Here is a 22,046-nt window from a genome sequence, read left to right as displayed (position 1 = left end):
CGCCAGCGTTGGAAGATCGAATGCCTGTTCCGGGCACTGAAAACGAAGGGGTTCCAGTTGGAAAACACCCACATGACGCTTCCCGGTCATGTGACGCGGCTGCTCTGTTTGCTGACCCTGGCCTATGTCTGGAGCGTCCTGGCCGGCATCAACCAACATATGACCCTCAAAAAACACGGACGGCACGCATGGAGTGTTGTGACCCTGGGCCTCCGGTCGCTCGTCCGGGCGTCTTCCCGTCAAGTCGGGGCTTCGGGAGATGAACTGCTTGATCTGATTCAACTCTGGATGCCGCACCAGACCATAGGAGCAGAAACTGTCGGGTACTGAGCGCCCAGCGCGTCCTGGGCCAGCTTGAAGGGCAGGATGTTGTCCACGCACAGGCTCAGGTGCGCGTGCTGCTCGGTGCTGCCCAGCGGCAGGACACAGCGGTCATCCGTTTTCAGGTATTTCTCCACCTGCATCCAGTTGATCTGTTCAAGCGCGGTCATCATGTCTCCTTTTTGAGGCTGCCTGACGGTGTCGTTCGGGTCGTTCTCTGCACTTCCACGGCGGGCAGCACCAGCCCTTCCACATCGCGCGGGTCGACGATGTGACGGTCTTCTGGGAAGCGGTGTCATGGGGATCCAGTGAGCTGACGCCGATACCATTCAATAGGCGAGGGCGCCCCTCAGCGGCGCGACTGCGCATGAGCGGGCGAACCGATCAGCGGTTAGACAGCGAGACGTTCAGCTACGGACCTGGAAAGGCCAGGATGAATCACCGCTGTCTTTTCGTCGGCCACACCGTGTCGCAACTGCCCGGCGTTGCCCTGACGCCAGCTCACTTAAAAGCTTACTGTTGCTTAGGATTCTAAGCAACAGTAAGCTGCAAGCATGACCCAGCTTTTCCCGGCCTCCCGCTGGACCCAGCCCTCCACCCGACAGGATCACGTGCTTCAGGCCCTTCAGGATCAGGACGTCGCGGCCCTGTGTGAACTGGTGACCTACCACGTACACCTCAAAGGCGTCGCCGGTTCGGACACCAGCCCCCGTACCCTGCGCAGCTACCACCTGGCCGTTCGGGATTTTCTGGCCTGGGCCTGGAGCGAGGCGCAGACCCTGGCCCTCAACCAGCTCACGCCCGAGCAGGTCGAGCAGTACCTGCTGCACCTGCGCACGCGCCCGCGCCGTCCACGGACCCGGCACGCCCGGCCCACCACCGAGCGCCTGTCCGCCGACAGCGCCCGGACCTACCTGTACGGCCTGCGCGCCCTGACCCGCGCCCTGGTCTGGGCCGAAGTCCTCGTCGAGGATCCTACCCGGGCGGTGCGCGCTCCCCGTGAACGCACGGCGGCCCACGAACGCAAGGGCGCATTGCCCACCGGGCTGCTCAACGAGCTGCTGGCGCTTCCCCAGAGTCTGGGTTACGCCCCGGAACGCCAGGCCCGCGACGTGGCCATCCTGGTGCTCGGCGCGCGGCTGGGGTTGCGGCTGGACGAAATGGTTCAGTTGGACGTGGCGGATCTGGACGTACGCGCCGCGCGCCTGCGGATCAGACACGGCAAGGGGCGCAAGGCGCGCACCGTCGATGTGCCGCCGGGCGCGCTCGCGGCCTTGCAGACCTGGCTGACCGCGCGCTCCACGGTGGTCCCGCACGGCGAGGCAGACCACGGGGGACTGCTCATTTCCTTTCAGCCTGCCGCCCGTGGCCGCCGCCTCTCGAACCGGGGACTGTACGCCGTCGTTGCGGGCTACGGGCAGCGGCTGGGTCTGGACGAAACCCTGCGCGGCGTCCATGCCCTGCGCCGCACCGCAGGCACCCGGCTGTACCGGGCCACCCGCGACCTGCACGTTGTCGCCGATGTGCTGGGCCACGCCTCGGTGGCCACCTCCGCCGTGTACGCCAAACTTGACCGGGACACCCGCCGGGCTGCACTCATCGCGGCTGAGACAGTCGAGTGAATGGGAAGATGAACACCCAACCGCTACCCAGCGCAAGGCCGTTTGTCCACGCCCACCTCTCCCCTGCTCTGCCCACTTTGCCTCGGCACACCATGTACGGCATCTGGAGGCTGGCCCCACTCCATCTTTCCCTGGACACATGCCGTTCCCAGTGATGTCCAGGTCACGGGCGATCAAAGTCGACCAGCGTCAACAGGACCAGGATAATCTTCTTCACGAATGTGATTTTGTATTTGTGTGAGAAATTGAGTTGCTATAAATATATTGGTGTGAAAGAGTGAAGGTGTGAAAGTCATCAGTGTGTTGAGCCGCAAAGGAGGCGTGGGGAAGACGCTCCTGTCGGTGGGTGTGGCGCAGGTGCTGGGTGAGATGGGGTACCGGGTGGCCCTCCTTGACCGCGACCCGGAGGGCAGCGCCATGGGCTGGCAACACGGCGCGCAGGCCAACGGTACCGTTCTCCCCTATCAGGTCATCGGACCGATGGAGGCCACCCGGCTGGCCGAGACGGATTTTCTCGTGGTCGACACGCCGCCCAATGACACCCGGACACTCCAGGACACGGCCCGGCAGTCTCATGTGTTGCTGGTTCCCCTGCTGCCAGGGGCCGGCGAGATGGACCGCTTGCAAGAAACCGTCCAGGCCCTGAGCCAGGTGGACTTGCAGGAGGGCGTGCAACTGGGATTTGTGCTGAACCGACTGGAACACGACAATGTCAGCGGCGCAATGAAACCAGCGCTGGAAGAACTCGGTTACCCGGTGGTGGCGCAGATCCGCAAGGCCGTGGATTATCAGCGCGCGTTCGGCAACCTGATTCCCGCACATCTCACGGCTCCGTTCAAGGCCGCCTTGGAAACCCTGGGAGTCACGGAATGACCAGAAAGCAGACCGATGCCAGCAGCATTCTGGGGGCAGCGCGCAGGGCCGCCGATGTCCCCCGTCCACAGGCCGAAGCCGCCCCCCCACCGGAGATCCAGCCTCCCACGCCACCGGAAAGACGGGTCAACGTGGCGCTCCGGGCGCAGACGCACAAGCGGCTCAAACTGCTGGCGGTTCAACGCGAGATGACGGTGCAGGAGCTTGCGGAGCAACTCCTGCTCACCTCGCTGGACGCACAGGAAGGTAAAATCACACAGAAGTGACTTTGTAAAAATGTGATAATATATTGACTTTACAATTATAATTTCACACAATTGTAGAAATGTGTTTTTACTACTCAACACCAGTTATTGGCCACTTGCTGACCACGGAGAAAACGCGTGTAGGCGGGCGGATCGGCAGGGCTATGACAGCGTATGGGCCTTGCTTGCGAAAGCGTATTGTTGTGTGATCTTAGAATCACATTTTCATATAAAATTATTCTTGTGTTTAAATAGCTTTACAGGATTGTGGGGCAATATTTTTGTCGGAATGCCAGAATTCATAATGATGAAAGTGTGATGTCATATGAAAAATATTTCACACTTCCACAGTTTCACACAAGAGTGAGATCCGAGTACGGTACGGCAGCCAGGTCACGATTGCCAGTTTTCTAGGGTGCTTCCCCTGTGGCGGCCTCGACAGCCGCGATCAGGTTCTCCTGACTCCTGGCTGCCGCAGCCAGCCGGTCCACCGCTTCAGCAGACAAGTCGGCGAGTTTCTCGAGCGCTGCGGTATGGGGCGCACGGCCCAGCTTGACCTTCAGAATGTTGCGGATCATCCCCAGCGATTCTGCCTGGGTCAGGGGCAACAGCAGGGGCTGCGGTTCGGGCTTGGATTTCACCTTTGCACTCTTCCGTGGGAGCGCGGTATTCGGCAAGGGAGAAGTGGCGTCGGCGACGTATTTCTCGGGATTCCGCACTGCGTCGACCATTGCCGCGCCCAGAGACCGGGGCTTGAAGCCCTGGGCGAGGCGGCTCCGCATGGCCTGAACAACGTCATGAATTCGGTCCGGGTGTTCGGTCACCAGCGCCTCGGCCACGGGGCGCGTCACCTTCATGTCGGTCAGCAGCGCCACCAGTTCAGGATCCACTTCACCCTCGAATGCGTAGGTGATGCGGGTCCCTTCACCTGAACCCTCATAGGCCACGTCACGCAGGTACTTGGCGGCAATCAGGTGGGCGTGGGCACCGTCCAGGGTCCGCTTGACGTTGTTGGAGCGCTGGCCGCTTAGCCCGGTGGCCTCTCGCCACGCAGCCATGATGACGGGCAGTTCGCGGGCCAGCGAGCCGTCGTCACCCACCCGGTGGGCCTGAAGCACCCGGTACAGGCTCCGCGCCGTGGGCTGCTTGAGGTCTCCCAGCAATTCGGCATCGAGAATCTGATAAAAGCCCTCGCGGATCGACTGGGCAAAATGCCGGGAGAACGTGACCCGGAGCGGCGCCCCCGCCTCGATGGTGCCGCCCTCCCCACTGGCACTCAGGCTGGTGTCCCGTACCGAGATGCGGTCAATCAGCCGACTGGTCTCCGTGGTGCCCCGGTGACGGCCACCAGACTGCCGTGAGACCCTCATCAGCCAGCTCACGCCCTCCAACCTCAGCAGGCTGTCGCGCAGCCTGCTGTAAGCGTTCCCACGGGTTCCCATGGGGGTGAGCTTGAGCAGGGCGTAGGCCGTACATTCCACCGTGTCGTCGTCAGGGCATCCGGCCTCAAAGAACAGCGTCTGCATGGCGAGCAGGACATCGGGGTCCACGCCGTGCGGACGGCCACGCGCAGCCACCCCCTGAACGTAGAAATCCCGGTCCCCGATGCTGAACGTCGTTTCCCACCGCTGATCGTCGCCACCTTCCCGGTTCAGGATGCTGAAGACCCCGGAACGTGCCAGGGTCAATTCGTTGATCAGCGGTTCGTTGCCCTGATGCATGATTGATGATTATAGTGATTTTAAAAGATATAAAAAAAGATTGATTGCATCATCAAGCCGAACTTCAGAACCGCGCTGGGCGAGGGTTTTTCTGACCCTTTGACTCAAACCTAGCGTGGATTGTCGCCGATTCGACTCAAAGCCAGCGTGCTTTTTCTGGGGCTTTGACTCAAAGCTAGCGTGCTGGTGACTCAAAGCTAGCGTGCCATTTTGGGGCGAAAAACTCAAAGCTAGCGACAGTTTAAATGGGCTGACGACTCAAAGTTAGCGTGCCAAAAAGGTCATTTTCGGTCCTTTTGACTCAAAGCTAGCGATAGTAGATGGCCTGCGTCTGACACGCCAGTATCCCGCGTTTGACTCAAAGCTAGCGATAGAGGTGACTCAAAGTTAGCGATGGTAGGCGTCACCATAAGAATGTCATATTCTATTTGTGTAAAAATGTTTTTTTGTGATTTTGTGGATTGGATCTCTTGTGGCAGGGATTTCTCCATTGCGCCAAGGCCATTCGCTCTGGCCAGATGGGATGACAGGTCGCGGCGCCTGGTCAGAATTTGAAATGGCGTTCAAATGGCCAGGAGACGAAGGCTTAAGCTGAAAGGGGAGATGCATGGACACGGGGGAGGGTGGGCTGCGAGCGAACGGTGGGTGGATATCCGGCGCGCCAGGTGGGTCGGGGGTGTGCGACTCCGACAGTCAGAACGGAGTTTGATATCCCGCACAGCCTGAGAACAGGGGAGAGCGCTGCCAACCGCGCAGGAATCCTGGTCCCGGGAAAGACCGAGATGCTGGCAAGACGCCAGCTCGATCTGGGCAGGACCTTCAGCTCGGCGCGGGCCTCGGGCCAGACTGGAGGGTGCATGTCCAGCAGCCCCACTAATTGCTGGCCGTGGCTGGTCGGGGCGCGCCGTGAACATCTGGACGCAGCCCCTGAAGGCGGAATCACCTGTTTAATTCTCGGGACCGCCGACGCCACTCACCTGTACGGGTTTCCGGGCTTCACGCTCAGCGCAACCGGGCTGTGAAGCGTCCTGCCCTGGGCTAGGCCACCTGGCCCATGCGCCGCTTGCGGGCAGGCGAGTACGGTAGCGCCATGCTGCCCGCCATCGCGCGTAAATCTGTTGCGGAGGCCGCGCTGCGCCTGCTGGCCCGCTTTGAGATGGAAGGCGCGGTGGCGCTGGGTGGGTTTGAGAGTGCCGTGTTCGCCACGCCGCAGCGGGTTTTGAAGCTGACCCACACCCTGCGCCGGGAGCGGGCGTTCATCGAGTCCGAGCTGCATTTTACCCGTCACCTGGCCGCCCACGGCCTGCCCGCACCCCACCCCCTGCCGTCACGGGCGGGGCACTGGGTCGAGCAAGACCCTGACCCGGAAGGTGGAAGCTGGCTGGCCTGCGCCTTTGCCCGGTTGCCGGGCCATCCGCTGCGGGCCGGAGATCTGACGTCCGAGGTGATTCGGGCCTGGGGCAAACTCACGGGACAGCTCCATGTCCTGGCCCGCCACTACACGCCAGACCCGCACCTGCCCCGGCGTCGGCCCTGGCACACCGAACCCGTGCTGGATTTGCGGCGCTTGCCTCCCGGTCTGGACGGGCAGCGGCGGCGCGGGCAGGCCCTGATCGAACGGGTGAGGGTCTGGCCGCGCACGCCACAGAATTACGGCCTGATCCAGTCGGACCTGCACGGCGACAACCTCCACTGGGACGGCCAGACCCTGCATGTCTTCGATTTCGACGACTGCGAATACCATTTTTTCCTGAATGACCTGGCCGTCAGCTTGCACAGCGTGGCGCTGCTGGCCCCCCAGGGTCAGGACGGGGCCAGATTCTGTCAGCGTTTTCTGGAGCTTTACCTGCCTGCCTATCAGGAGGTCTGCGCGCTGCCTCCGGACTGGCGAGAGAGGATGGCCGATCTGCTCTGCCTGCGCGACGTGCTGATGCTGGGTGTGCTGACCGAAGCATGGGGCATCGGCACGCCGCATGAGCGGCTCGAACAGGCTGGAGACCGGGCAATCGTTGACCGCTACGCCCGCCGGGTGGCGCAGGGCGAGGTGATCTGCGCCGTGGACTGGGCCAGACTTTGAGTGCGGGTGACGTGGGCTGGCAAAACACGCACCCAGCACAAACTCTTCAAGAGTCGGCCCGTCAGGGAACCCTGTACTCCACCGCGATGGACGGTGGCGTGCCTGACTCGCCTGCGGCAAACGCTACGGTATCGGGAGAGCTGTCGCCGTTGGATTCTTTGGGAAAGCTCAGGCGGTATTGCGAACGGTTATCGCGCAGCACCCGGTTCGCCAGGTCATCTTGCACGGCCACCAGCACCGATGCCTTGACCTCCGTGTTTTGCGGCACCGAGTGACTGTCGATGGCTCCCAGCTCATGGAGGGCAGGCGTGTTGTACGCCGCGCCAACGAGCAGGGCCGTGCCGAAATTGACGTGTTCCAGCGTGACCGGTACGAAGAGGCTGGCGCACGGCGAGGTCTTGGTGGGAATACAGGGATTCAGGGCCGTGTAAGGGTCTCCATCGACAACATTCTTCCGCAGCTTCAGAGTGGCCGCCAGCGGGGCGGCAGCGATGTCAGCAGGAATGGCCGACAGATCGAAGGTAAGTAGACCCCGAATCCCGCCGCCGCCGAGGGTATCGCCAACATGAATGACCGGCGCGTTCAGGACACTGGCGAAGTTGCTTCCCACTCTGTACTCCTCGCCGTCCAGCGCGGCCACGATGGGCAGCGCAACGGTGATGTCACGCAGCGTCGTGAAGCCGGAAGTGGTCAGGCCGAGGGTCTTCCCAGCCTTATCCTTGGCGGTGCCAGTCAGGCTGAAGTCGTACCGTTTCGCCACAGCGGTAAAGCTGCTGCCCTGGGCATACGTCAGCAGCGTGTTCGGCTGGATGCTCAGCACCGTGTCCCCGGCACTCCACGCAAAGGTCACGGCGGTGCCGGGCAGATCGGCAGACTGGTAGGCGGCCTGGGTGGCGGCCTGATCCATCGCCTTGCTGAAGGTCACGACGATTCTGGCGTCGGACTTAACGCCTCTTGCGCCGTTGGCGGGACTGACCGAGATCACCGTCGGCGGCGTGTCGGGGGTGCCGCCGGAACCGCCGCCAGTGGCGCAAGAGGCCAGGGTCAGACTGAGGAGAACCAAGACAGACACGGCGGGCAGGGGACTCTGGGACATGACGGCTCCTTGTGATGCTGGACGGTTCATTTCTGACACCCCAGCCGTACCCGGAAACTGGGCGTGGGCGTGGTGTAGGCCGCTTTCATGGCGCTGGCCAATGGATTGATCTCCACCAGCAGTTTGTCGGGCGGGGTCAGGCGCGGCGACTGCGCCGAATCGGCGTAGAAATTGAGCGTGAAGGTGTTGCCCGCGCCCTGTGCCAGTTTTTTGTACTGAATTTCTTGCACGTTCTCGCTTTCCAGCGTGCTGCCGTCCTGCAAGATCAGTTGAAAGGACTTGACCCCGCTGTTCAGCGCGTCGGCAGTGGTCTTCGCGCCGTTCTTCCACTCCACGCTCAGCGCGTAGCCCTTGTTCTGCCCGTTGTAACGGCTGATCGGCGTCACCGATTTGACGGTCATGCGCCACACGCCGTTGAACAGCGTTTCATTGATGCAACCCTCCAGCGAGGCGCGCTGATTCGCGCCGCCAGGCGAGGTGGCCGGGGCCGCGCTGCCCAGCGTCAGGGTGCTGCCCGCCAGGCTACTGGGAATCCCCAGCAATTTGAGGGCCGAGAGCGGCACATACGTCTGCCCGTTCACGACGATGGCTTTGGCCGGGGCGGATTGTCCGTTGATCACCAGGGAATAGCTCTGGGCAGCGGCAGTGGGCGTGAGGGCAAGGGCGATAAAGAGTGGAAAAAAGCGTGGGCGCAACGTGTTCATATCAACTGTCCTTTGATTGAGATGGAGGAGGGCGAGGGCTGAACTCCTCGCCCCCGCGTCACGCTACTCCGGCGCAATCCCAGTGCTGGCCTGCCCGGTGAAGGTCTTCACCCACGTCCACGGCAGGTACACGAAGCCCTGATCGCCCCAGCAGTCGCCCCACGAGTTCTTGACGATGAAGTAGCCGTAATCGTCGGCCACCGGCTGGTTGGGCAGCTTCTTCTGGAGGTTCTGGCTGGAGATGAAGCCGGTCACGGTCATGACGTGATCCAGTTCCCAGTCCGGCACGCCGCCCGGCAGATTCCTTTTGGTCTGGGCGAGGACAAAGCCGTTGGCGTCGGGATTCATGTTGTTCATGGACGGCGCGGTGTTGGCGGTGGGCTTCATGTAGCGGGCGTCCATCGTGATGGTGGTGGGGTGGCCCAGCACTGAGCGCAGTAGCAGGATCACCATGCTCTGATCCAGGTCACTCTGGTTCCAGAAATCGGTGGGTAAGCCCATGCGGTAGCCGCTGCCCACGCCCGTGTTGGGCAGTCGCCGTAGCAGGTAGAGCTTGCCGCCCACCAGGGTCACGTACCAGTCGCTCTGATCGGTGGTGTTCGAGCAGGGGCCGTAATTCACGCCGCTGTCTTGATAGTTGTTGCACGACCTGGTGTAGGTCTGCTTTGCAGCGTCGGCAATCCGGCTCAGGCTCTTGTTGTACTGCCACTGCGACTCGTAGGCGAAGATGTAGGCTGCCGAACTGGCCTTCTGGGCAATGCCAATCGGGTCGCCGCCTTCGCCGAACTTGCGGGGAGACCACTCAATAAAGCGGTGGCCCGCGTAATCCTCTTCCGAGAGGTTGACCAGCTTGTGATCCCGCCGGGCGATTTCTGCTTCCAGCGCGGCCACGGTGGCGAAGGCCCAGCAGGTGCCGCGCTGCCCCTGATCCTTGACGGTGGTGGTCAGCCCCTTGAGGGGCCAGTCGAAGTTGTTGTAGATACCCCCGGCGGCGGGCGCTTGGCAGGCTCCCTTCTGGGTCCGGTCCAACTGGTCTTTCGATCCCGTTTCCGCATTGGCCGGATCGAGCAGGGACGCGATGTTGTAAATCTCGGCCCCGTACTCGCGGATCACGTCGCTGGCCTTCTTGTTCAGAATCAGCAACCTGTCGGCGCTGTAGTTCTTGACCTCGTCCGGCGCGGGCAGGCCGAACTGCTGCACGGTGTTGTTCAGCTTTTTGAGGGTGATGTCCAGATCGGTATACAGCGTGCTGTACAGGTTGTACTGGTTGACCTGGCTGGGAAAGGTGCGTGCGTGGGTTGCCAGCACGGCCTTGCCGAAGGCGTTGCCCATCAGCGTGACCGTTTTGGGTCCGCCTGCCGTGGAAACCTGGATCAATCGGTCTCCGTCCGCGTTGATGGCGTCGGCTGCCGGGGGATTCAGAATGGCGCTGAATTCCGGGTACTGCTTGATGTAGGCGCGGGCGTCGGCATCGTCCTGCGCGTCCTGCTTTTCCTGGGCGGCCTGTTCTTTGGCAAGGTCTTGCTCGGTAATGACCTTGCCGCCGTTCTTGACGGCTTCCATGAACTGCGCGGGCGTCACGCTCTCTATACCCGCAGGCGCGGTGCCGCCGAATTCGGGCTGTGCCTTGAAAAAGGCGGCCTGTGCGTCGTCTGGTGGAGGATTTCCCCCACCACCAGAAGAACCACAGGCGGCCAGGGCCAGGGTCAGCAGAATCAGGACGGGAGGCAGCTTGGACTTGGACATGGTGTTCTCCTTGGGGTTTGGGCGCTGGGTGGCTTAGGACGGGCGTTTGAGGTCCGTGCCGCAGCGCACGCAGTAGCGGGCATACGGCGAGGTGATGGGCGCGTGGCACTGCGGGCAGCCGTCCAGCAGCCGCGTGCCGTCGTTGGCGCAGTAGCGCTCGCCGGAGGTCATCGGCACGGCCCGCGCGCAACGGGGACACAGGCGGTAGCGCACGGCGGCGGGCACTGTGGTGGTGGCTGAACCCAAGCCGCCAGTGGGGTCGTTCGGGGTTTCGCTGCTGGGGTTCACGAGAACGCCTCCTGAAGAACGGTGGGTGAGGGCGCTGGTGCCACTTCTGAATGGGGGTGGGTGGAGCCAGGAATGGGGTGGAGCGCTACGGACGGGTTCGCCCGGCATGGGGTTTGGGCAGTGTGATGGCTACGCTTTACGTGTTATCTGCGTCAGCCCGGAACTTCAACGGTGGCGGGTTGTTCATGCCCGTAGTTGAAATACGTGTGCAGCGCGCCTTTGCCGGTGTTCCTGAGCCAGTGCGGCCAGCCGAGCGGAAAATACACGCAGTCTCCTTCCGCCAGCTCCAGTTCCAGCCACTCCTGCCCCGGCGTTTGCAGTCCGGCCTTCGCGCTTCCCCGCACGATCACCGCCAGTTCGTGGGCATTGGTGTGGTAATGCGGCGCTCGCCAGGTGCCTTCCGGGAGTTCCACCTGTGCAATCGACACGCCCGCCAGCAGCGGCCAGGCCGCCTTATTGCCTTTGCGGGCGCTCACGTCCTGAAGAATGGTGACGGGGGCCAGGCCAGCCAGGCTCAATTTGTAGTCGCTGGCCGTCGCCCCTGTAGCGGATGGTGTTACCAGAACGGGAGTGGTCTGGGCCAGTCCGGCACCGCGCACCAGGGGCAGGCCCGCCAGTCCCAGGACGGCGGCACGCTGAATCAGTTCACGGCGGGAGAGGGCAGAGGTGGGGTCAGTCATACACGGCTCCTTGATCTTCTCGGTTGATCTGGTGAAGGCCGGTGGTCATTCGGGAAGAGGCGGCTCTGGCCGCAGAGTGGGACAGACCGCGCTAAGCCACCTGTCCCGGCCCTGCTTCAGTCGATCCGCACCGCTTCGGGAACCAGGCGCCACAGTTGGCAGGCTCCGTCCGCGTAGGTGGACCCTGGATTCAGGCCCAGCGTGGCCGTGCAGTGATCGGCGTCCAGATACTGTCCGTCCGATTGGAGTTGCAGGCGGTAGAACTGTGGCGACTGGGCCAGGGCCAATGTGGCACTGGACGCCAGTACGCCAGCGGCGCACAGCAGCAGAGCTTTTCTGAACATGATTTCTTCCCCCCGGGACTGAAAGAATGCGTCGGAAAAGGCCAGCAGTGGCCCGCGCTTCCGAAGTGGCTGGGCCGATGAATGCCGGAGCCGACTGTGTTTCTGGTTGTCTCTTTCCCCCTCCTTGACCCACAGCCTGAGCCGCCCACGGTGATACGGCGGTCAGCAAAAGGGGGGCTTGCGCCGCTCACTTCACGCCGCCCCAGCGTGGGTGTACGGTGAAGCGGCGCTTGAAGCCGGGGTCAAAGGAGGCCGTATGAATCTGTTATGGGTGATCGGCACCGTACTGGCGGGCCTGAATGCGGGCATCCTGGTTTCAGGGCTGCTGGAGGGCTTTTACCTGCGCGAGGTGGGCCTCAGCGCCTACCTGCAAATGCACCAGCCGCGTGACGCGCTGTTCCGGCGCATGATGCCCCCGCTGCTGCTGGCGCTGATGGCGTGCTGCCTGGGCCTCTTCGCGCTAACTTTCGGTACCGGACGTGGCTGGCTGGCCCTGCTCGCCTTCGCCGTGGTGCTGGCCGACGTGCTGGTGACAGTGCGGCTGATGGTGCCGCTCAATCTGGCGCTGCAAGGGTACGACGCGCGGCAGCCACCCCCCGAGGGCGAACAGCTTCGGCGGCGCTGGTCTGACCTTCACCCGCTTCGGACGGTGCTGGGCGGGCTGGCCTTCGTCCTGCTGCTGCTGTGGCGCTGAGGCTCAAGCTGGGGCGTGGCCTTCCAGAAAGGCCGCCCAGTCTGCGGGCAACGCCTCGCCCACCTCTTCAAACCCCTGCCGCGCAGCAGCGTAGAAACGGCCCAGGCTGCGGTGGTTTCCGGCGGCCCGCAGCGCCCGCAGGGTCAGCGCCAGGGCAGCCCAGTCATAGGGACTGGCCCCGCACAGCAGGCGGCCCACGCGGGCGGCCTCAGCGGGATCGGTGGCCAGCATGGCCTGGGCGCAGGCATGCAGGGACTGGTACAGGGTGTCCTGAATCAACATGTCGGGTTCCAGAACGCCACCCGCCAGGTAGGGGCCGCGCCACAGCCGGGTCTCACCGGTCTTCAGAAATATCTCGGCGTCGCTTTGCACCTCGCCCAGCATGTAGCCGCCCTCGGTGGTCTGGATCACGCCTGGCCCCAGCGCCGTGCGGGTCTGGTGAACCAGCTCCTTGAGGGCCGCCAGCCCATGAACCTCATCGGCCTGCGAATAGAGGATGTCCACCAGGTCCAGTCGGGACGCCTCGCCCTGACCGCGCAGCCGGGCTTCCAGCAGAGCAGCGAGCAGGGCGCAGCGTTGCCGTCCACGCACAGGCACGGCCTGAACCGCTGGGCCGCCCGCAGACCTGAAGCGCAGTTCGCCCAGCACACCCAGGTGCGGCCATTCGGAGACGGGAAGTAGACCATCTGGACCCGTTCTCCCGCTGTCCGTTCCAGCCTGTTCTGCCAGTTCGGGAAAAAAATTCAGGGTCTGGTCAATGGCCGTCCTCAATCCCTGCTGACGGAACCAGTGCAGGTGTTCGCGGGCGCGGGCGACATCATGGCTCAAGCGGGCGCGGTCAAGCCCAGTCAGGTGAAACTCATCTCGCAGGTCATGCTGCGCGGCCAGATGTTCGCCTTGTTCCAGTGCCTCGTCAGCCTCGTCAGAGCGCTGGAGCGCGGCCAGGACGGTGGCCCGCGCCCGCAGGGCGGTCACCTGGCTTTCAGGATTGGCCTGGACCCCGGTCAGTGTCAGCAATTCAAGAGACAGGGCGTCGGCCTGCGCCAGGTGACCGCCCTCCACTTCCACAGGAATCAGTTGGCCCAGCGCGTCGGCCAGGTAGCCTCGATGGCCGTGTTCACGCGCCTGCGTGACAGCCTGGACAGCATGTCTTCTCAGCAGAAGGCCGGAGAGCGGGGTCCGCCAGGCGGCGTACAGTTCGCACAGGATGCTGAAATAGGTGAGTGTGGTGGCTGGATCGTCGGCCCTGAGCAGGCCCTGGAAGTCCAGTAACAGGTCCTCGGCCTCCTGATACTGCCCCAGTTTGGTCCGCACGCTCGCCAGCGCCATGCGGCTGATGCCCGTTTGATAGGGATCGGCGGCCTGCTCGCGCCAGGACACCGACTGCTCCCAGGCCGCCGCCTGCTGGCGGTACTGGCCCACCTGTTCCAGCGCAATCGCCAGATTGGCATAGGCCGCCGCCGTTCTGCGCGGAGACCCGATGCGCTCATATTCCTCGGCCACCTGTTCAAAGATCGTGACTGCCCGGCTGGGCAGCCCACGCCGGGAGTAGTACATGGCCTGAAGACCCAGAAACTTGGCCCGCTCCTCTGGCGTGCATTCGAAGCGGTCCAGGCCCGCCGTCGCCAGTTCAAAGGCCTCGTCCTCGCGGTCCAGAAGAATCAGGCAGAAGGCCACCTGGCCGTGCAAGGCGGCGGATGCCTGGGTGTCCAGTGCGCTGCGCCACTGCTCCCAGAGGGCGACGGCAGCCCCGTACTGCCGGGCAAAGGACCGCAGCTCAATACGTTTGGCCGTGATCGTCAGGGCGGTGTGCGGCCCGGTGGACAGCCGATCCAGCCCCTGTTCTGCCTCGGTCAGCCTCAATTGACGCGCCTGGATTTCAGCCAACAAAATGACAGTCTCTGGATCGTCCGGGCGTTCCCGTACCGCCGCTTCAGCCAGAGCGCCCGCTGCCTTCAGGTCATGCTCTACCAGAGTTCGGGCGGCCTGAAAGGCCAGGGGATGGCGCTCGGTCCCACTGGCATGGCCGAGGGCGCGTTCAAGCCACCTGGCCTGTTGCGCGGGTTGCTGCTGCTTGCCGGCGTCGTCTGCGGCCCGGCGCAGCAGCTCAAGGGCGGGTGGTCCGGCCAGGCCCGCCAGGTCAATGAAGGCGGCCGCCCCCTGCGGATCTCGCGTCTGCAAGGCGTTCAAGGCGCGTCCAGCCAATCGCTGCTGCTGGGCTGGGTCCAGCAACCGCAGTCCCACCTCACGGTACAGTGGATGCGCGAAGTTCCCGCCCAACAACACCCCCCGCTGCTCCAGCGCCTGCTGGGCCACGCTGAATGTCTGAACTGAGAGGTCCGCTACCTCGGCCTGGAGGGCCTGGGCCGTCCCCAGCGGCAGCAGGGCCTGGGCCATGAAGGTGTTGGCCAGCGCAGGCCCCTCCAGTGCCTGATTCAGCGTGTGCTCGATGATGGCCTCCACCGTCAGGGGAAGCAGACCGGCGGCGGGTTCACGCCAGCGCCAGCGTTCGCCGTCGTTCCACAGATGGCCCTGCCGCGCCAGCAGCCGGAAGTATTCCAGGGTGAACAGTGGATTGCCGCGTGCCCGCTCAAAGATCCAGGCCAACGCTCCGGCAGGCAGCTCAGCCCCGGCCTCGGCAATTAGCATGACTGCACTGGCCTGGGGTGAAAGGCGTTCCAGGCTCAGAACCAGCGCATCCTCCGGCCAAGCCTCGGGCGGTGGCAGGCGGCTGCTGATCAGCAGGGCGGCCCCGCGTGTCCTGGCCACGGCAGCGGCCAGTTGAGCCGTCAGTTGAATGCGGGCAGCGTCCGCTTCGTGCAGGTCTTCAAGACAGAGTACGAAGGGCGAGAGCTGGTCCAGCAGAGCGGCCAGAAGATCGGCGGTGGTCACGGTCATGGTCTGTCCCGCTTCCAGGCTGTCCAGCGCCGCCCGCGTCCAGTCGCGCAGTCGGGCCGGGCGCGGCAGGGTGCGGACCAGTTCGGGCAGGGACAGCCGGGCCGGAAGCGTCAGACTGCGGTACGGCGTTCCCCGCAGCAGCGCGCGGCTGGTATACGACTTGCCGATGCCGGCCTCGCCCCACAGATACGCGGCCAGACCGACGCGCCGTGCGGTCAAGGCGCGCAGTCGCTGGCCCAGCACTGTCAGGGGAACGTCCATCTGAGCCTTCAGCATAGGTCCACAGGAGTTGTGCGGTTTGACCGGGTGTAAAAATCGGAAAGGCGAGCCAGCACGTCTTCCAGATGCAGTCAGGATTTGTCGCTGAGTGCCGACTTATCTCGTGTGTGAAGGTCCAGGCAGACCGTTTACCGGCTGATCCCGAAGTCTCTGGCGATGCTGGCTCTCGACTTGCCCTTTCAGCGCACCGCCGCAAGGCGTTGACCTGGACAGCGTTCAGTGACTTCCCCATCTGCGGGGTCAGACTGCGTGGTGTCCAGCACGGTCTGGCCGTTCTCCTGCCTGATCGCCCAAACCTTGCGGAGGTCTCCGGTGGGCGCTGCCGGAGTGGGCGAATCAGAGGTGTTTCAGGCCTGGCCTTCCGTTGGCTGTCAACAGGGAACAGGATCAACGGGTGGAGGGGGCGCAGGACACAAATCCGCTGATCAGCAGCGGGTCAAGCGGTTCAGACATCAGCACTGGCGGGAGGATGGTGGTCAGGCCGTGGGTGGCCCACTCGCCCGGCATCCCCACCGCTGCGCCCACGCCCAGGGTGAGGTACATCCCGCTGGCCGCGTGCCTCCAGCGCCGGGCAAACACCGGATCGTCGCCCAGCACGCGCCCCAGGCGGCCTGCCAGCAGGGCATACGCGCCGTCGTTCAGCGCGGCCAGCCCCAGAAAGGTCAATCCCAGCACCAGCGTCTGCGCCGCCACCGCGCCGTGTCCGGGCCGGACGAACTGGGGCAAAAAGGCCAGAAAGAACAGCGCGGTCTTGGGATTCAGGGCATCGATCAGCGCCCCCTGCCAGAACACCTGCCGCCAGGTGGGCGACGGGGCAGCGCCGTGCTGGGCACCGATGCTACCGCTGCCCCTGTCCAGCAACGTGCGGACGCCCAGAGAGATCAGGTAGGCCGCGCCCAGCCCCTTGACCACGCCGAACAGCGTGGCCGATGAGACCAGCAGGGCCGAAAGCCCCAACGTGGCGCACAGGACGTGAAACAGGCTCCCGGTCTCCACGCCCAGCACCGACACCAGCCCAGTCCGCCAGCCCCGCTTCAGGCTACAGGTGACGACATACAGCACCGTGGGGCCAGGAACCAGCAGGATCGCCAGCGTGGCGAGGGCGAACAGGCCCAGGGTGGCAAGATCGGGCATGGGTGGTGTCCCTCCTGAAAGTGATGTTCTGCCAGCCGCCTGCCCTCAGACGGACTCCGATTGAAAGGTGTCGAGGACACCTGGAAATCCGAACGGGCGTCCAGGCGTCCTCTCTGCGAGCTGTACCAGTCATGGGCGCTGCTCTGGACAAGACAGTGAGTGGGAGAAAAACGGGTTCCGGGCATGGAGTGCAGGAATCGGCGCTGTCCCGATTTCTGCCGCGTTACAGACGGAATCCGTATCACTTGACCCTGAGTTCCTGGACCATGCCCATCTGGGCGTGTTCCACGCCGCTCTTGCTCCTGACAAAGCACATCACGGCGTAGGTTCCGGCACTCAGGTTGAGAGAGAGATCCTGCGCCTGACCGGACGTGAGGGCCGGGGAGAACACCGCGTGTTCAAAATCCAGCGGAGGCGGCCCCGCCCCGTCGCCGCCCATCGTCACATCCTTGATGGTCTTGCCGGGCAGAAGTTTGGCGATCACCGCGAAATGAAGCTCCTGACCCGAGTTGCTCAGGTGCCAGGTGTGGGTGCCGGGAGTGACTCTGGCGGGAAGCTCGAAGCGGTAGTCCACCATCTTCAGGGCGTAGTCGGCGGGTTTGGGGGGATTGTTCAGCAGTGGCCCGGTCACGGTCAGCGGCTGGAAATAGCCCTCCGAGAGTGCGGCCTTGTGGGTGGTCTCGTCTATGAACGTGCTGGCGATGATGTAGCGGCCCGGCGTCAGGTGAAGCACTGCCGACACGGAGCCTCCAGGCAGGGCGTTGACGGTGCCGCCCAGCACATCGGCGATCTTGCTCAATTTGTAGTCGGCGTCCCTGGCCTGGGGCGTGGGCATGAGGACGGGGAGCAGCGCGGCCTTGAACTGGGCGTCGGTCACGCCCGGCCTCAACCTGAAAAACCCGATGTCCACCACGGTCTTCGAGGCGTTCTTGAGGTTGACCTGAACGTGTCCGGCCTGTACCGCCCCTAGGCCAGCGTAGCCCTTGCCGGTGGCGGTCAGACTCAACACTGCGGGAGCCGCCGAGGCGCTGCCGAGGGCGAGGGCAAGAAGGGTGAGCGCTCTGATCTGGTTCATCTGCTCTCCTGGGGCCGCAAAGGCGGCTTCTGATCTGGCGTGTCTGTGTGGACACTGTGGACACTGGGAAGGGTGCGGGCAAGTCGGCAACGGGCAAGTCGGGAAGCGGTGCCCTGCTCTCAGCGCAAGCCCTGGCTGGACACGGGCCGCTCGGCCAACTGGCGCAGGTACTGGGCGACCGCCTGAGGACTGTGAAAGGTCAGGGTGTCGGGGCGGCCCCGCACCTTGACCTCCGCCTGCCAGGGAGCCGATGTCCCGGCCAGCACCACGGTGACTTCCAGCACGAGGCGTCCCTGTCTCTCCTGCATTTCTCCTCCTGTACGGCCTTTCAGTTCCCTGTACACGTTTTTTGTTGCGTCTGCGCGGCAAGGAGCGGCGGCGCGTGGCCCGTCGCGAATGCGAACATGGGAGGCCAGGCGCTGAACCCCACCGTAGAAAACCGGGCGACACGCCAGCGACACCGGGAACTTCGTGGAAAGTCCCAGAGCGTCACAAGGTAATTTTTAGTTCAATTCATACGGATTCCGTTTGTAACGCGGCAGGAATCGGAACAGCGCCGATCCCTCCACTCCACGCCCGGAACCCGTTTTTTTCCTGCTCGCTATCGTCGCGAACAGACGCCCATGAGGACGCTGCTCCTCTGCGGCGCAGCTCTGCGAGTCCCGCTCGGATTACGGGTGTTTTCAACACCCTCTAATCGGAGTCCGTATCAGATCACGGTTGGACTGGGCCGAACAGGGCCTGCCACAGTGGCAATGCAGTGAAGGCGAGTCGCCAGGCAGGGCTATGCAACCGCTCCAGACGTGCATTCAGCGAGTCGCGGGCAGCCGCAAATACCGTTTCAGCTTCGGTGGCCTGTCCACTGGCCTGGAGCGCCTGACCCAGCACCAGTTGCACGCTCTCGGGCAGCGCCTCGCGCAGACTGCCCGTGTCCAGTTGGGCAGCCTGCTGGGCGTCGGTCAGCGCCCGCTGCGGGTTGCCCAGCGCCAGCCACGCCTGCGCGCGGGCCGCCAGCGTCAGAATGCGGTTGGAGCGTGACTCGGTGGCGCTGGCCGACGCCAGGGCCGCGTCCGCCGCCGTCAGGGCCGCCGCAAAGTGGCCCTGGTCATTGAGAAGCTGAACGCCGTGGTGAAGGCAATGCGAGACCAGTCGGTGATTGCCCGTCAGGCGGCCCAGCGTGGTGGCGGCCTCCAGTGCGGCCTGGGCCTCATTAAAGTGCCCCAGGCCCCGCAGGGCGCGGGCGTGGGTGTCCAGCGCAAAGCCCTGAAGCTGCCGGAAGCCGTGCCGCCGGGTCAATTCCAGCGCCGCCGATGCGTCCTCGTGTGCAGGCGCGTAGGCACCGTACAGGCACAGCACCGTGGCGCGGTTGTTGGACAGTCTGGCCCGCAGTAACGGATCGGGGGCCGTCCGCCAGGCCAGGAGAGCGTCGGCGTAATCGGCCAGGGCCGCTTCCAGGTCACCCAGGGCCGAATGCAGGATGCCCCGCAAGTTGAGCGCCAGGACGAGTTGCGTTCCGCCGAGGCCCACGTTTTGCTCCTCCATCGGCAGCTCAATGGCTTCTGTGATCCGCGCCAGGGCCGCCTGAAAGTCCTCGACGTAGTACAGCGCCGAGGCCAGCCGGATCAGCGCCTCACCGCACCCATTGGAGCTGCCCACCTGCCGGGCCAGAGCGTGGGCCTGCTGGGCGGCGTCCAGGGCCGCGTGCGGGTGGCCAGTGAGTGACAGAAAATTGGAGCGCCGCAGCGCCACGGTCAACTGCTGGGAGGCGTCGGTGGCGAGCGCGGCCATCGCGTCCAGTTCCGTTTGCTGTATTTCGCGCTCGCCCAGTTCGCGGGCCAGTGCCTCCCGTCTGGCCCGCAGATCGAAGTGTTGCGGCGCAGAGGCTTCCGGCGCAGGCAAGACCGCCAGCGCCCGCCCCAGGTGGGCCAGGGCCTCGCGGTTGGCGTAGACCTGCTGGGCCGCCTGCGCGGCTTCCAACCAGGCGTCGGCGGCCTCACTGGGCAGATTGGCCTGTTCCAGATGCGCGGCCACGACGGCGGGGGGGCCGCCGCTGAGCCTGAGTTGCTGGGCCAGGCGGCGGTGGATCAATCGGCGGCGCTCTGGCCCCTGGGATTCGGCCAGGGCGCGGCGGGCCAGATCGTGGACGAAGCGGTAGCCGTTCCCATCCACCCGCAGAAGCTGCGCCGAGGTGCTTCCCTCCAGCGCCTCCAGCGCCTCCCATTCGGCCAGCGCACTGACCTGCGAAATCGTTTCGAGCGTGAAGGGTTCGCCCGCCAGGCTGCCCACCTCCAGCAGCCGCCGCGCCGCCGCCCCCAGCCGCTCCGTGCGGGTCAGCACCGCCTGCCGGACGCTGGGGGGCAGCGGCAACTCCCGGTAGTCCTCGGTGGCGTCGTCGTAGGCGGTGGCCCAGCCCTCTCCACCCTCTGCGGCACGCAGCTCGCCCGACTCGAACAGGCTGCGCAGCGTTTCCAACATGAAGAACACATTGCCGCCAGTGGCCGCGTAGAGGCGGCGCGGGAACAGCACCGCCGCCCGTCCTGACAGCCGCCCGATCAGCTCGGCCACAGCCCCTTCACTCAGGGGAGCGAGTTCGATCAGCTCGGCGGCGCGTGTCAGCCGCTCAAGGGAGACGCCTGCCTCCGGGCGCAGTTCGTCGCGGCGCAGGCTGCCCAGCGTGGGCCGCCGCAGGCCGCGCTCTGCAAGTTGCGCGGCAGCGTACAGGTTCAGCTCGTGGCTGGAGGCATCGAAGAACTGGAGATCATCGCTCAGCAGCACGTCAAAACGCGAATAGAAGGCCGCCAGAAATTCGACGTAAGCACCGAACAGCCGCAGCCGATCCTCCTCGGAGCGCAGCGGCGTCTGGGGCGGCTCCCCCAGTTCTGGCACCAGGCGCGAGAGTTCCAGCCGCACCCAGGCGGGCAGGGCCAGATCAGGTTCCTGCGCCAGCACCTCGCGGACGGCGCGGGCCACCGTGGCGAAGGGAACGCCCCCGTCGAGCGGCTGCCCGCGCATGGGGTAAACGCGGCCCTTGCTGTGGGCGAACTCGCGCAGCAGGCGGCTCTTGCCGACGCCTGATTCACCCGCCAGCACCACGCTCCGGCCCGCGCTCCAGGCCCGCTCCAGATGCGCCCAGACGTCCACGCGGCCCACCAGCGGCGGCTCCAGACTCGGTGTGGCGTCGGCGACGGCTGGCACAGGCGGCACCCTGCGCTGAGCCTGATCTGCCAGTGCCCGCGTTTCCGGCAGCGGCTCCAGCGCAAATTCACGCTCCAGCATGTCGCGGCAGCGCCCGAACACCTGAAGGGCCGCCTCCCGCTCGCCCAGGGCCAGGTGCAGGCGCATCGCCGCGCGGTGGTGGCGCTCCTGAAATTCATCGTCGGCGATCAGTGTCCGGGCCACCTCCAGCGCGCCGCGCAGATCACTGGACGCCCCGCGCCCCTCCAGCAACCGTTCCAGCAGCGCCAGCCGTTCGGCGGCCAACCTGTCGCGCCAGGCGGACAGCCAGTCGCCGAATCCCGCCGCGCCGCGCAGTTCCAGTCCCGCCAGCAAGGGGCCGCCGTACACGTTCAGCGCCGCCTCCAGCGCACCCTGACGGGCGTGCGTCCAGAACTGCTCCACATCAGTTTCGATCTGGCCGCGCAGCCCGACGTGTTCGGGGGTCAGGTCCAGGCAGGCCCCCAGCGGCGTCGCCCCCAGGCGGTGCAGTTCCTGACGGAGATTCTTGCGGGCCTGATCGTCGTAAAAATCAGACCACAGCAGCCCGGCGAGATGAGCGCGCGAGGTCTGGCCTTCTAGACTCAGGTAAGCGATCAGGGCCAGGGCCTTGCGGGTGGGCAGACGGACCCCGCCGCCACCCACCGAGATGCGCGCTTCACCGAGCAGGCGCACTTTGAGTGGCCCGGAGTCCATACGCCAAGTGTAATGCTCAGCAGGTGCAGTCGCTGAGCATTGGACCCGCTCTCTCTAGCGCAAGTTTCCGAATGGAGTCACCGGAAAAAGAGATTTCCGGTGACTCCATTCTCCATCCTGCTCGGCAAAAGTCATTCGCTGTCTTGGGCAGAACAGACGCCCTTTAGGACGCTTGCCCGCTCTGCTCGGTCATGAAAACAGTCTTTTTATGACAACTGCTTTAGGGGCTATCTGGCAAGCAACCCGAAGAGCGGCGGTTTTTCCAACGCGCCTCGTACGGGTTCCGGGCGTGGAGTGGAGGGATCGGCGCTGTTCCGATCCCTCCACTCCACGCCCGGAA

General features: G+C 64.6%; 20 protein-coding genes. 7 read left to right on the top strand and 13 right to left on the bottom strand.

Annotated elements, in window-relative coordinates; all coding sequences use genetic code 11:
- Positions 1-330, top strand: a 330-nt coding sequence (locus BOO71_RS26665; RefSeq protein ID WP_303046701.1) for a transposase, incomplete at its 5' end; no start/stop codon positions are given.
- On the opposite strand, the gene BOO71_RS28610 is transcribed toward BOO71_RS26665, so the two are convergent.
- Positions 279-491: a creatininase family protein gene (locus BOO71_RS28610; RefSeq protein WP_254842984.1), complete on the bottom strand. Its 213-nt coding sequence runs from the start codon at positions 489-491 to the stop codon at positions 279-281. The genes BOO71_RS26665 and BOO71_RS28610 overlap by 52 nt on opposite strands.
- 384 nt (positions 492-875) lie before the next feature.
- On the opposite strand from BOO71_RS28610, the gene BOO71_RS01770 reads away from it, so the two are divergent.
- The 3 genes from BOO71_RS01770 to BOO71_RS01760 all read left to right on the top strand — a co-directional run bounded on the left by BOO71_RS01770 (position 876) and on the right by BOO71_RS01760 (position 3,082).
- A complete protein-coding gene (locus BOO71_RS01770) occupies positions 876-1,943 on the top strand; it encodes a tyrosine-type recombinase/integrase (RefSeq protein ID WP_075830276.1) in 1,068 nt (355 codons plus the stop codon).
- Between the two features lie 285 nt (positions 1,944-2,228).
- Positions 2,229-2,816 carry a ParA family protein gene (locus BOO71_RS01765; protein WP_075830275.1) on the top strand — a complete coding sequence of 196 codons (588 nt, stop codon included), beginning with the start codon at positions 2,229-2,231 and terminating at the stop codon, positions 2,814-2,816.
- Entirely contained in the window at positions 2,813-3,082 is a 270-nt protein-coding gene (locus tag BOO71_RS01760; protein ID WP_075830274.1) for a hypothetical protein, read from the top strand. The genes BOO71_RS01765 and BOO71_RS01760 overlap by 4 nt, the downstream gene beginning before the upstream one ends.
- A gap of 389 nt (positions 3,083-3,471) precedes the next feature.
- Here the strand turns inward: BOO71_RS01760 and BOO71_RS01755 are convergent, their stop codons facing one another.
- Positions 3,472-4,782 carry a replication initiator protein A gene (locus BOO71_RS01755; RefSeq protein WP_075830273.1) on the bottom strand — a complete coding sequence of 437 codons (1,311 nt, stop codon included), beginning with the start codon at positions 4,780-4,782 and terminating at the stop codon, positions 3,472-3,474.
- Between the two features lie 782 nt (positions 4,783-5,564).
- Between BOO71_RS01755 and BOO71_RS26660 the strand changes: the two genes are divergently transcribed.
- Both BOO71_RS26660 and BOO71_RS01750 read left to right on the top strand, forming a co-directional pair.
- Positions 5,565-5,804, top strand: coding sequence for a hypothetical protein (locus BOO71_RS26660; protein ID WP_139322680.1), 240 nt, complete (start codon positions 5,565-5,567; stop codon positions 5,802-5,804).
- Positions 5,805-5,836: 32 nt separating this feature from the next.
- Positions 5,837-6,859 (top strand): phosphotransferase enzyme family protein, encoded by a 1,023-nt coding sequence (locus BOO71_RS01750; protein ID WP_083652848.1) that lies wholly within the window; start codon positions 5,837-5,839, stop codon positions 6,857-6,859.
- A 61-nt stretch (positions 6,860-6,920) separates the two neighbouring features.
- Here BOO71_RS01750 and BOO71_RS01745 read toward each other — a convergent pair whose 3' ends face one another.
- From BOO71_RS01745 to BOO71_RS01720, 6 genes are all read right to left on the bottom strand, one after another.
- Entirely contained in the window at positions 6,921-7,955 is a 1,035-nt protein-coding gene (locus tag BOO71_RS01745) for an Ig-like domain-containing protein (RefSeq protein WP_075830271.1), read from the bottom strand.
- A 26-nt stretch (positions 7,956-7,981) separates the two neighbouring features.
- Positions 7,982-8,659, bottom strand: a complete 678-nt coding sequence (locus tag BOO71_RS01740; RefSeq protein WP_075830270.1) for a hypothetical protein — start codon at positions 8,657-8,659, stop codon at positions 7,982-7,984.
- Between the two features lie 63 nt (positions 8,660-8,722).
- On the bottom strand, positions 8,723-10,405 hold the full coding sequence (locus tag BOO71_RS01735; protein WP_075830269.1) for a C1 family peptidase: 1,683 nt from the start codon (positions 10,403-10,405) through the stop codon (positions 8,723-8,725).
- A gap of 33 nt (positions 10,406-10,438) precedes the next feature.
- Positions 10,439-10,693 carry a zinc ribbon domain-containing protein gene (locus BOO71_RS01730; RefSeq protein ID WP_075830268.1) on the bottom strand — a complete coding sequence of 85 codons (255 nt, stop codon included), beginning with the start codon at positions 10,691-10,693 and terminating at the stop codon, positions 10,439-10,441.
- Between the two features lie 152 nt (positions 10,694-10,845).
- Positions 10,846-11,373, bottom strand: coding sequence for a cupin domain-containing protein (locus tag BOO71_RS01725; protein WP_075830267.1), 528 nt, complete (start codon positions 11,371-11,373; stop codon positions 10,846-10,848).
- Positions 11,374-11,489: 116 nt separating this feature from the next.
- Entirely contained in the window at positions 11,490-11,717 is a 228-nt protein-coding gene (locus tag BOO71_RS01720) for a hypothetical protein (protein WP_175607331.1), read from the bottom strand.
- A 256-nt stretch (positions 11,718-11,973) separates the two neighbouring features.
- Between BOO71_RS01720 and BOO71_RS01715 the strand changes: the two genes are divergently transcribed.
- Positions 11,974-12,411, top strand: coding sequence for a DUF1772 domain-containing protein (locus BOO71_RS01715; RefSeq protein ID WP_075830266.1), 438 nt, complete (start codon positions 11,974-11,976; stop codon positions 12,409-12,411).
- Positions 12,412-12,414: 3 nt separating this feature from the next.
- On the opposite strand, the gene BOO71_RS01710 is transcribed toward BOO71_RS01715, so the two are convergent.
- From BOO71_RS01710 to BOO71_RS01690, 5 genes are all read right to left on the bottom strand, one after another.
- Positions 12,415-15,570 (bottom strand): hypothetical protein, encoded by a 3,156-nt coding sequence (locus BOO71_RS01710; protein ID WP_075830277.1) that lies wholly within the window; start codon positions 15,568-15,570, stop codon positions 12,415-12,417.
- A gap of 405 nt (positions 15,571-15,975) precedes the next feature.
- Positions 15,976-16,722 carry a LysE family translocator gene (locus tag BOO71_RS01705; protein WP_075830265.1) on the bottom strand — a complete coding sequence of 249 codons (747 nt, stop codon included), beginning with the start codon at positions 16,720-16,722 and terminating at the stop codon, positions 15,976-15,978.
- 241 nt (positions 16,723-16,963) lie between these two features.
- Entirely contained in the window at positions 16,964-17,797 is an 834-nt protein-coding gene (locus BOO71_RS01700; protein WP_075830264.1) for a hypothetical protein, read from the bottom strand.
- Between the two features lie 119 nt (positions 17,798-17,916).
- Complete coding sequence (locus BOO71_RS01695) at positions 17,917-18,105, bottom strand: hypothetical protein (RefSeq protein ID WP_075830263.1); 189 nt, start codon at positions 18,103-18,105, stop codon at positions 17,917-17,919.
- A gap of 406 nt (positions 18,106-18,511) precedes the next feature.
- Positions 18,512-21,706, bottom strand: a complete 3,195-nt coding sequence (locus tag BOO71_RS01690) for an ATP-binding protein (protein WP_075830262.1) — start codon at positions 21,704-21,706, stop codon at positions 18,512-18,514.
- Positions 21,707-22,046 lie beyond the last annotated feature (340 nt).

It is taken from the genome of Deinococcus marmoris (assembly GCF_001949125.1).
Taxonomy (GTDB): Bacteria; Deinococcota; Deinococci; order Deinococcales; family Deinococcaceae; genus Deinococcus; species Deinococcus marmoris_A.
The sequence above is the reverse complement of the archived record's forward strand: the minus strand, read 5'-3'. Positions and strand labels throughout refer to the sequence as shown.

Coding starts and splice junctions, on each gene's coding strand:
- BOO71_RS01690 (WP_075830262.1), bottom strand. CDS start 21,706: ATGGACTCCGGGCCACTCAAAGTGCGCCTGCTCGGTGAAGCGCGCATC.
- BOO71_RS01710 (WP_075830277.1), bottom strand. CDS start 15,570: ATGGACGTTCCCCTGACAGTGCTGGGCCAGCGACTGCGCGCCTTGACC.
- BOO71_RS01705 (WP_075830265.1), bottom strand. CDS start 16,722: ATGCCCGATCTTGCCACCCTGGGCCTGTTCGCCCTCGCCACGCTGGCG.
- BOO71_RS01700 (WP_075830264.1), bottom strand. CDS start 17,797: ATGAACCAGATCAGAGCGCTCACCCTTCTTGCCCTCGCCCTCGGCAGC.
- BOO71_RS01735 (WP_075830269.1), bottom strand. CDS start 10,405: ATGTCCAAGTCCAAGCTGCCTCCCGTCCTGATTCTGCTGACCCTGGCC.
- BOO71_RS01745 (WP_075830271.1), bottom strand. CDS start 7,955: ATGTCCCAGAGTCCCCTGCCCGCCGTGTCTGTCTTGGTTCTCCTCAGT.
- BOO71_RS01755 (WP_075830273.1), bottom strand. CDS start 4,782: ATGCATCAGGGCAACGAACCGCTGATCAACGAATTGACCCTGGCACGT.
- BOO71_RS01740 (WP_075830270.1), bottom strand. CDS start 8,659: ATGAACACGTTGCGCCCACGCTTTTTTCCACTCTTTATCGCCCTTGCC.
- BOO71_RS01715 (WP_075830266.1), top strand. CDS start 11,974: ATGAATCTGTTATGGGTGATCGGCACCGTACTGGCGGGCCTGAATGCG.
- BOO71_RS01695 (WP_075830263.1), bottom strand. CDS start 18,105: ATGCAGGAGAGACAGGGACGCCTCGTGCTGGAAGTCACCGTGGTGCTG.
- BOO71_RS26660 (WP_139322680.1), top strand. CDS start 5,565: ATGCTGGCAAGACGCCAGCTCGATCTGGGCAGGACCTTCAGCTCGGCG.
- BOO71_RS01725 (WP_075830267.1), bottom strand. CDS start 11,373: ATGACTGACCCCACCTCTGCCCTCTCCCGCCGTGAACTGATTCAGCGT.
- BOO71_RS28610 (WP_254842984.1), bottom strand. CDS start 491: ATGACCGCGCTTGAACAGATCAACTGGATGCAGGTGGAGAAATACCTG.
- BOO71_RS01770 (WP_075830276.1), top strand. CDS start 876: ATGACCCAGCTTTTCCCGGCCTCCCGCTGGACCCAGCCCTCCACCCGA.
- BOO71_RS01760 (WP_075830274.1), top strand. CDS start 2,813: ATGACCAGAAAGCAGACCGATGCCAGCAGCATTCTGGGGGCAGCGCGC.
- BOO71_RS01720 (WP_175607331.1), bottom strand. CDS start 11,717: ATGTTCAGAAAAGCTCTGCTGCTGTGCGCCGCTGGCGTACTGGCGTCC.
- BOO71_RS01750 (WP_083652848.1), top strand. CDS start 5,837: ATGCGCCGCTTGCGGGCAGGCGAGTACGGTAGCGCCATGCTGCCCGCC.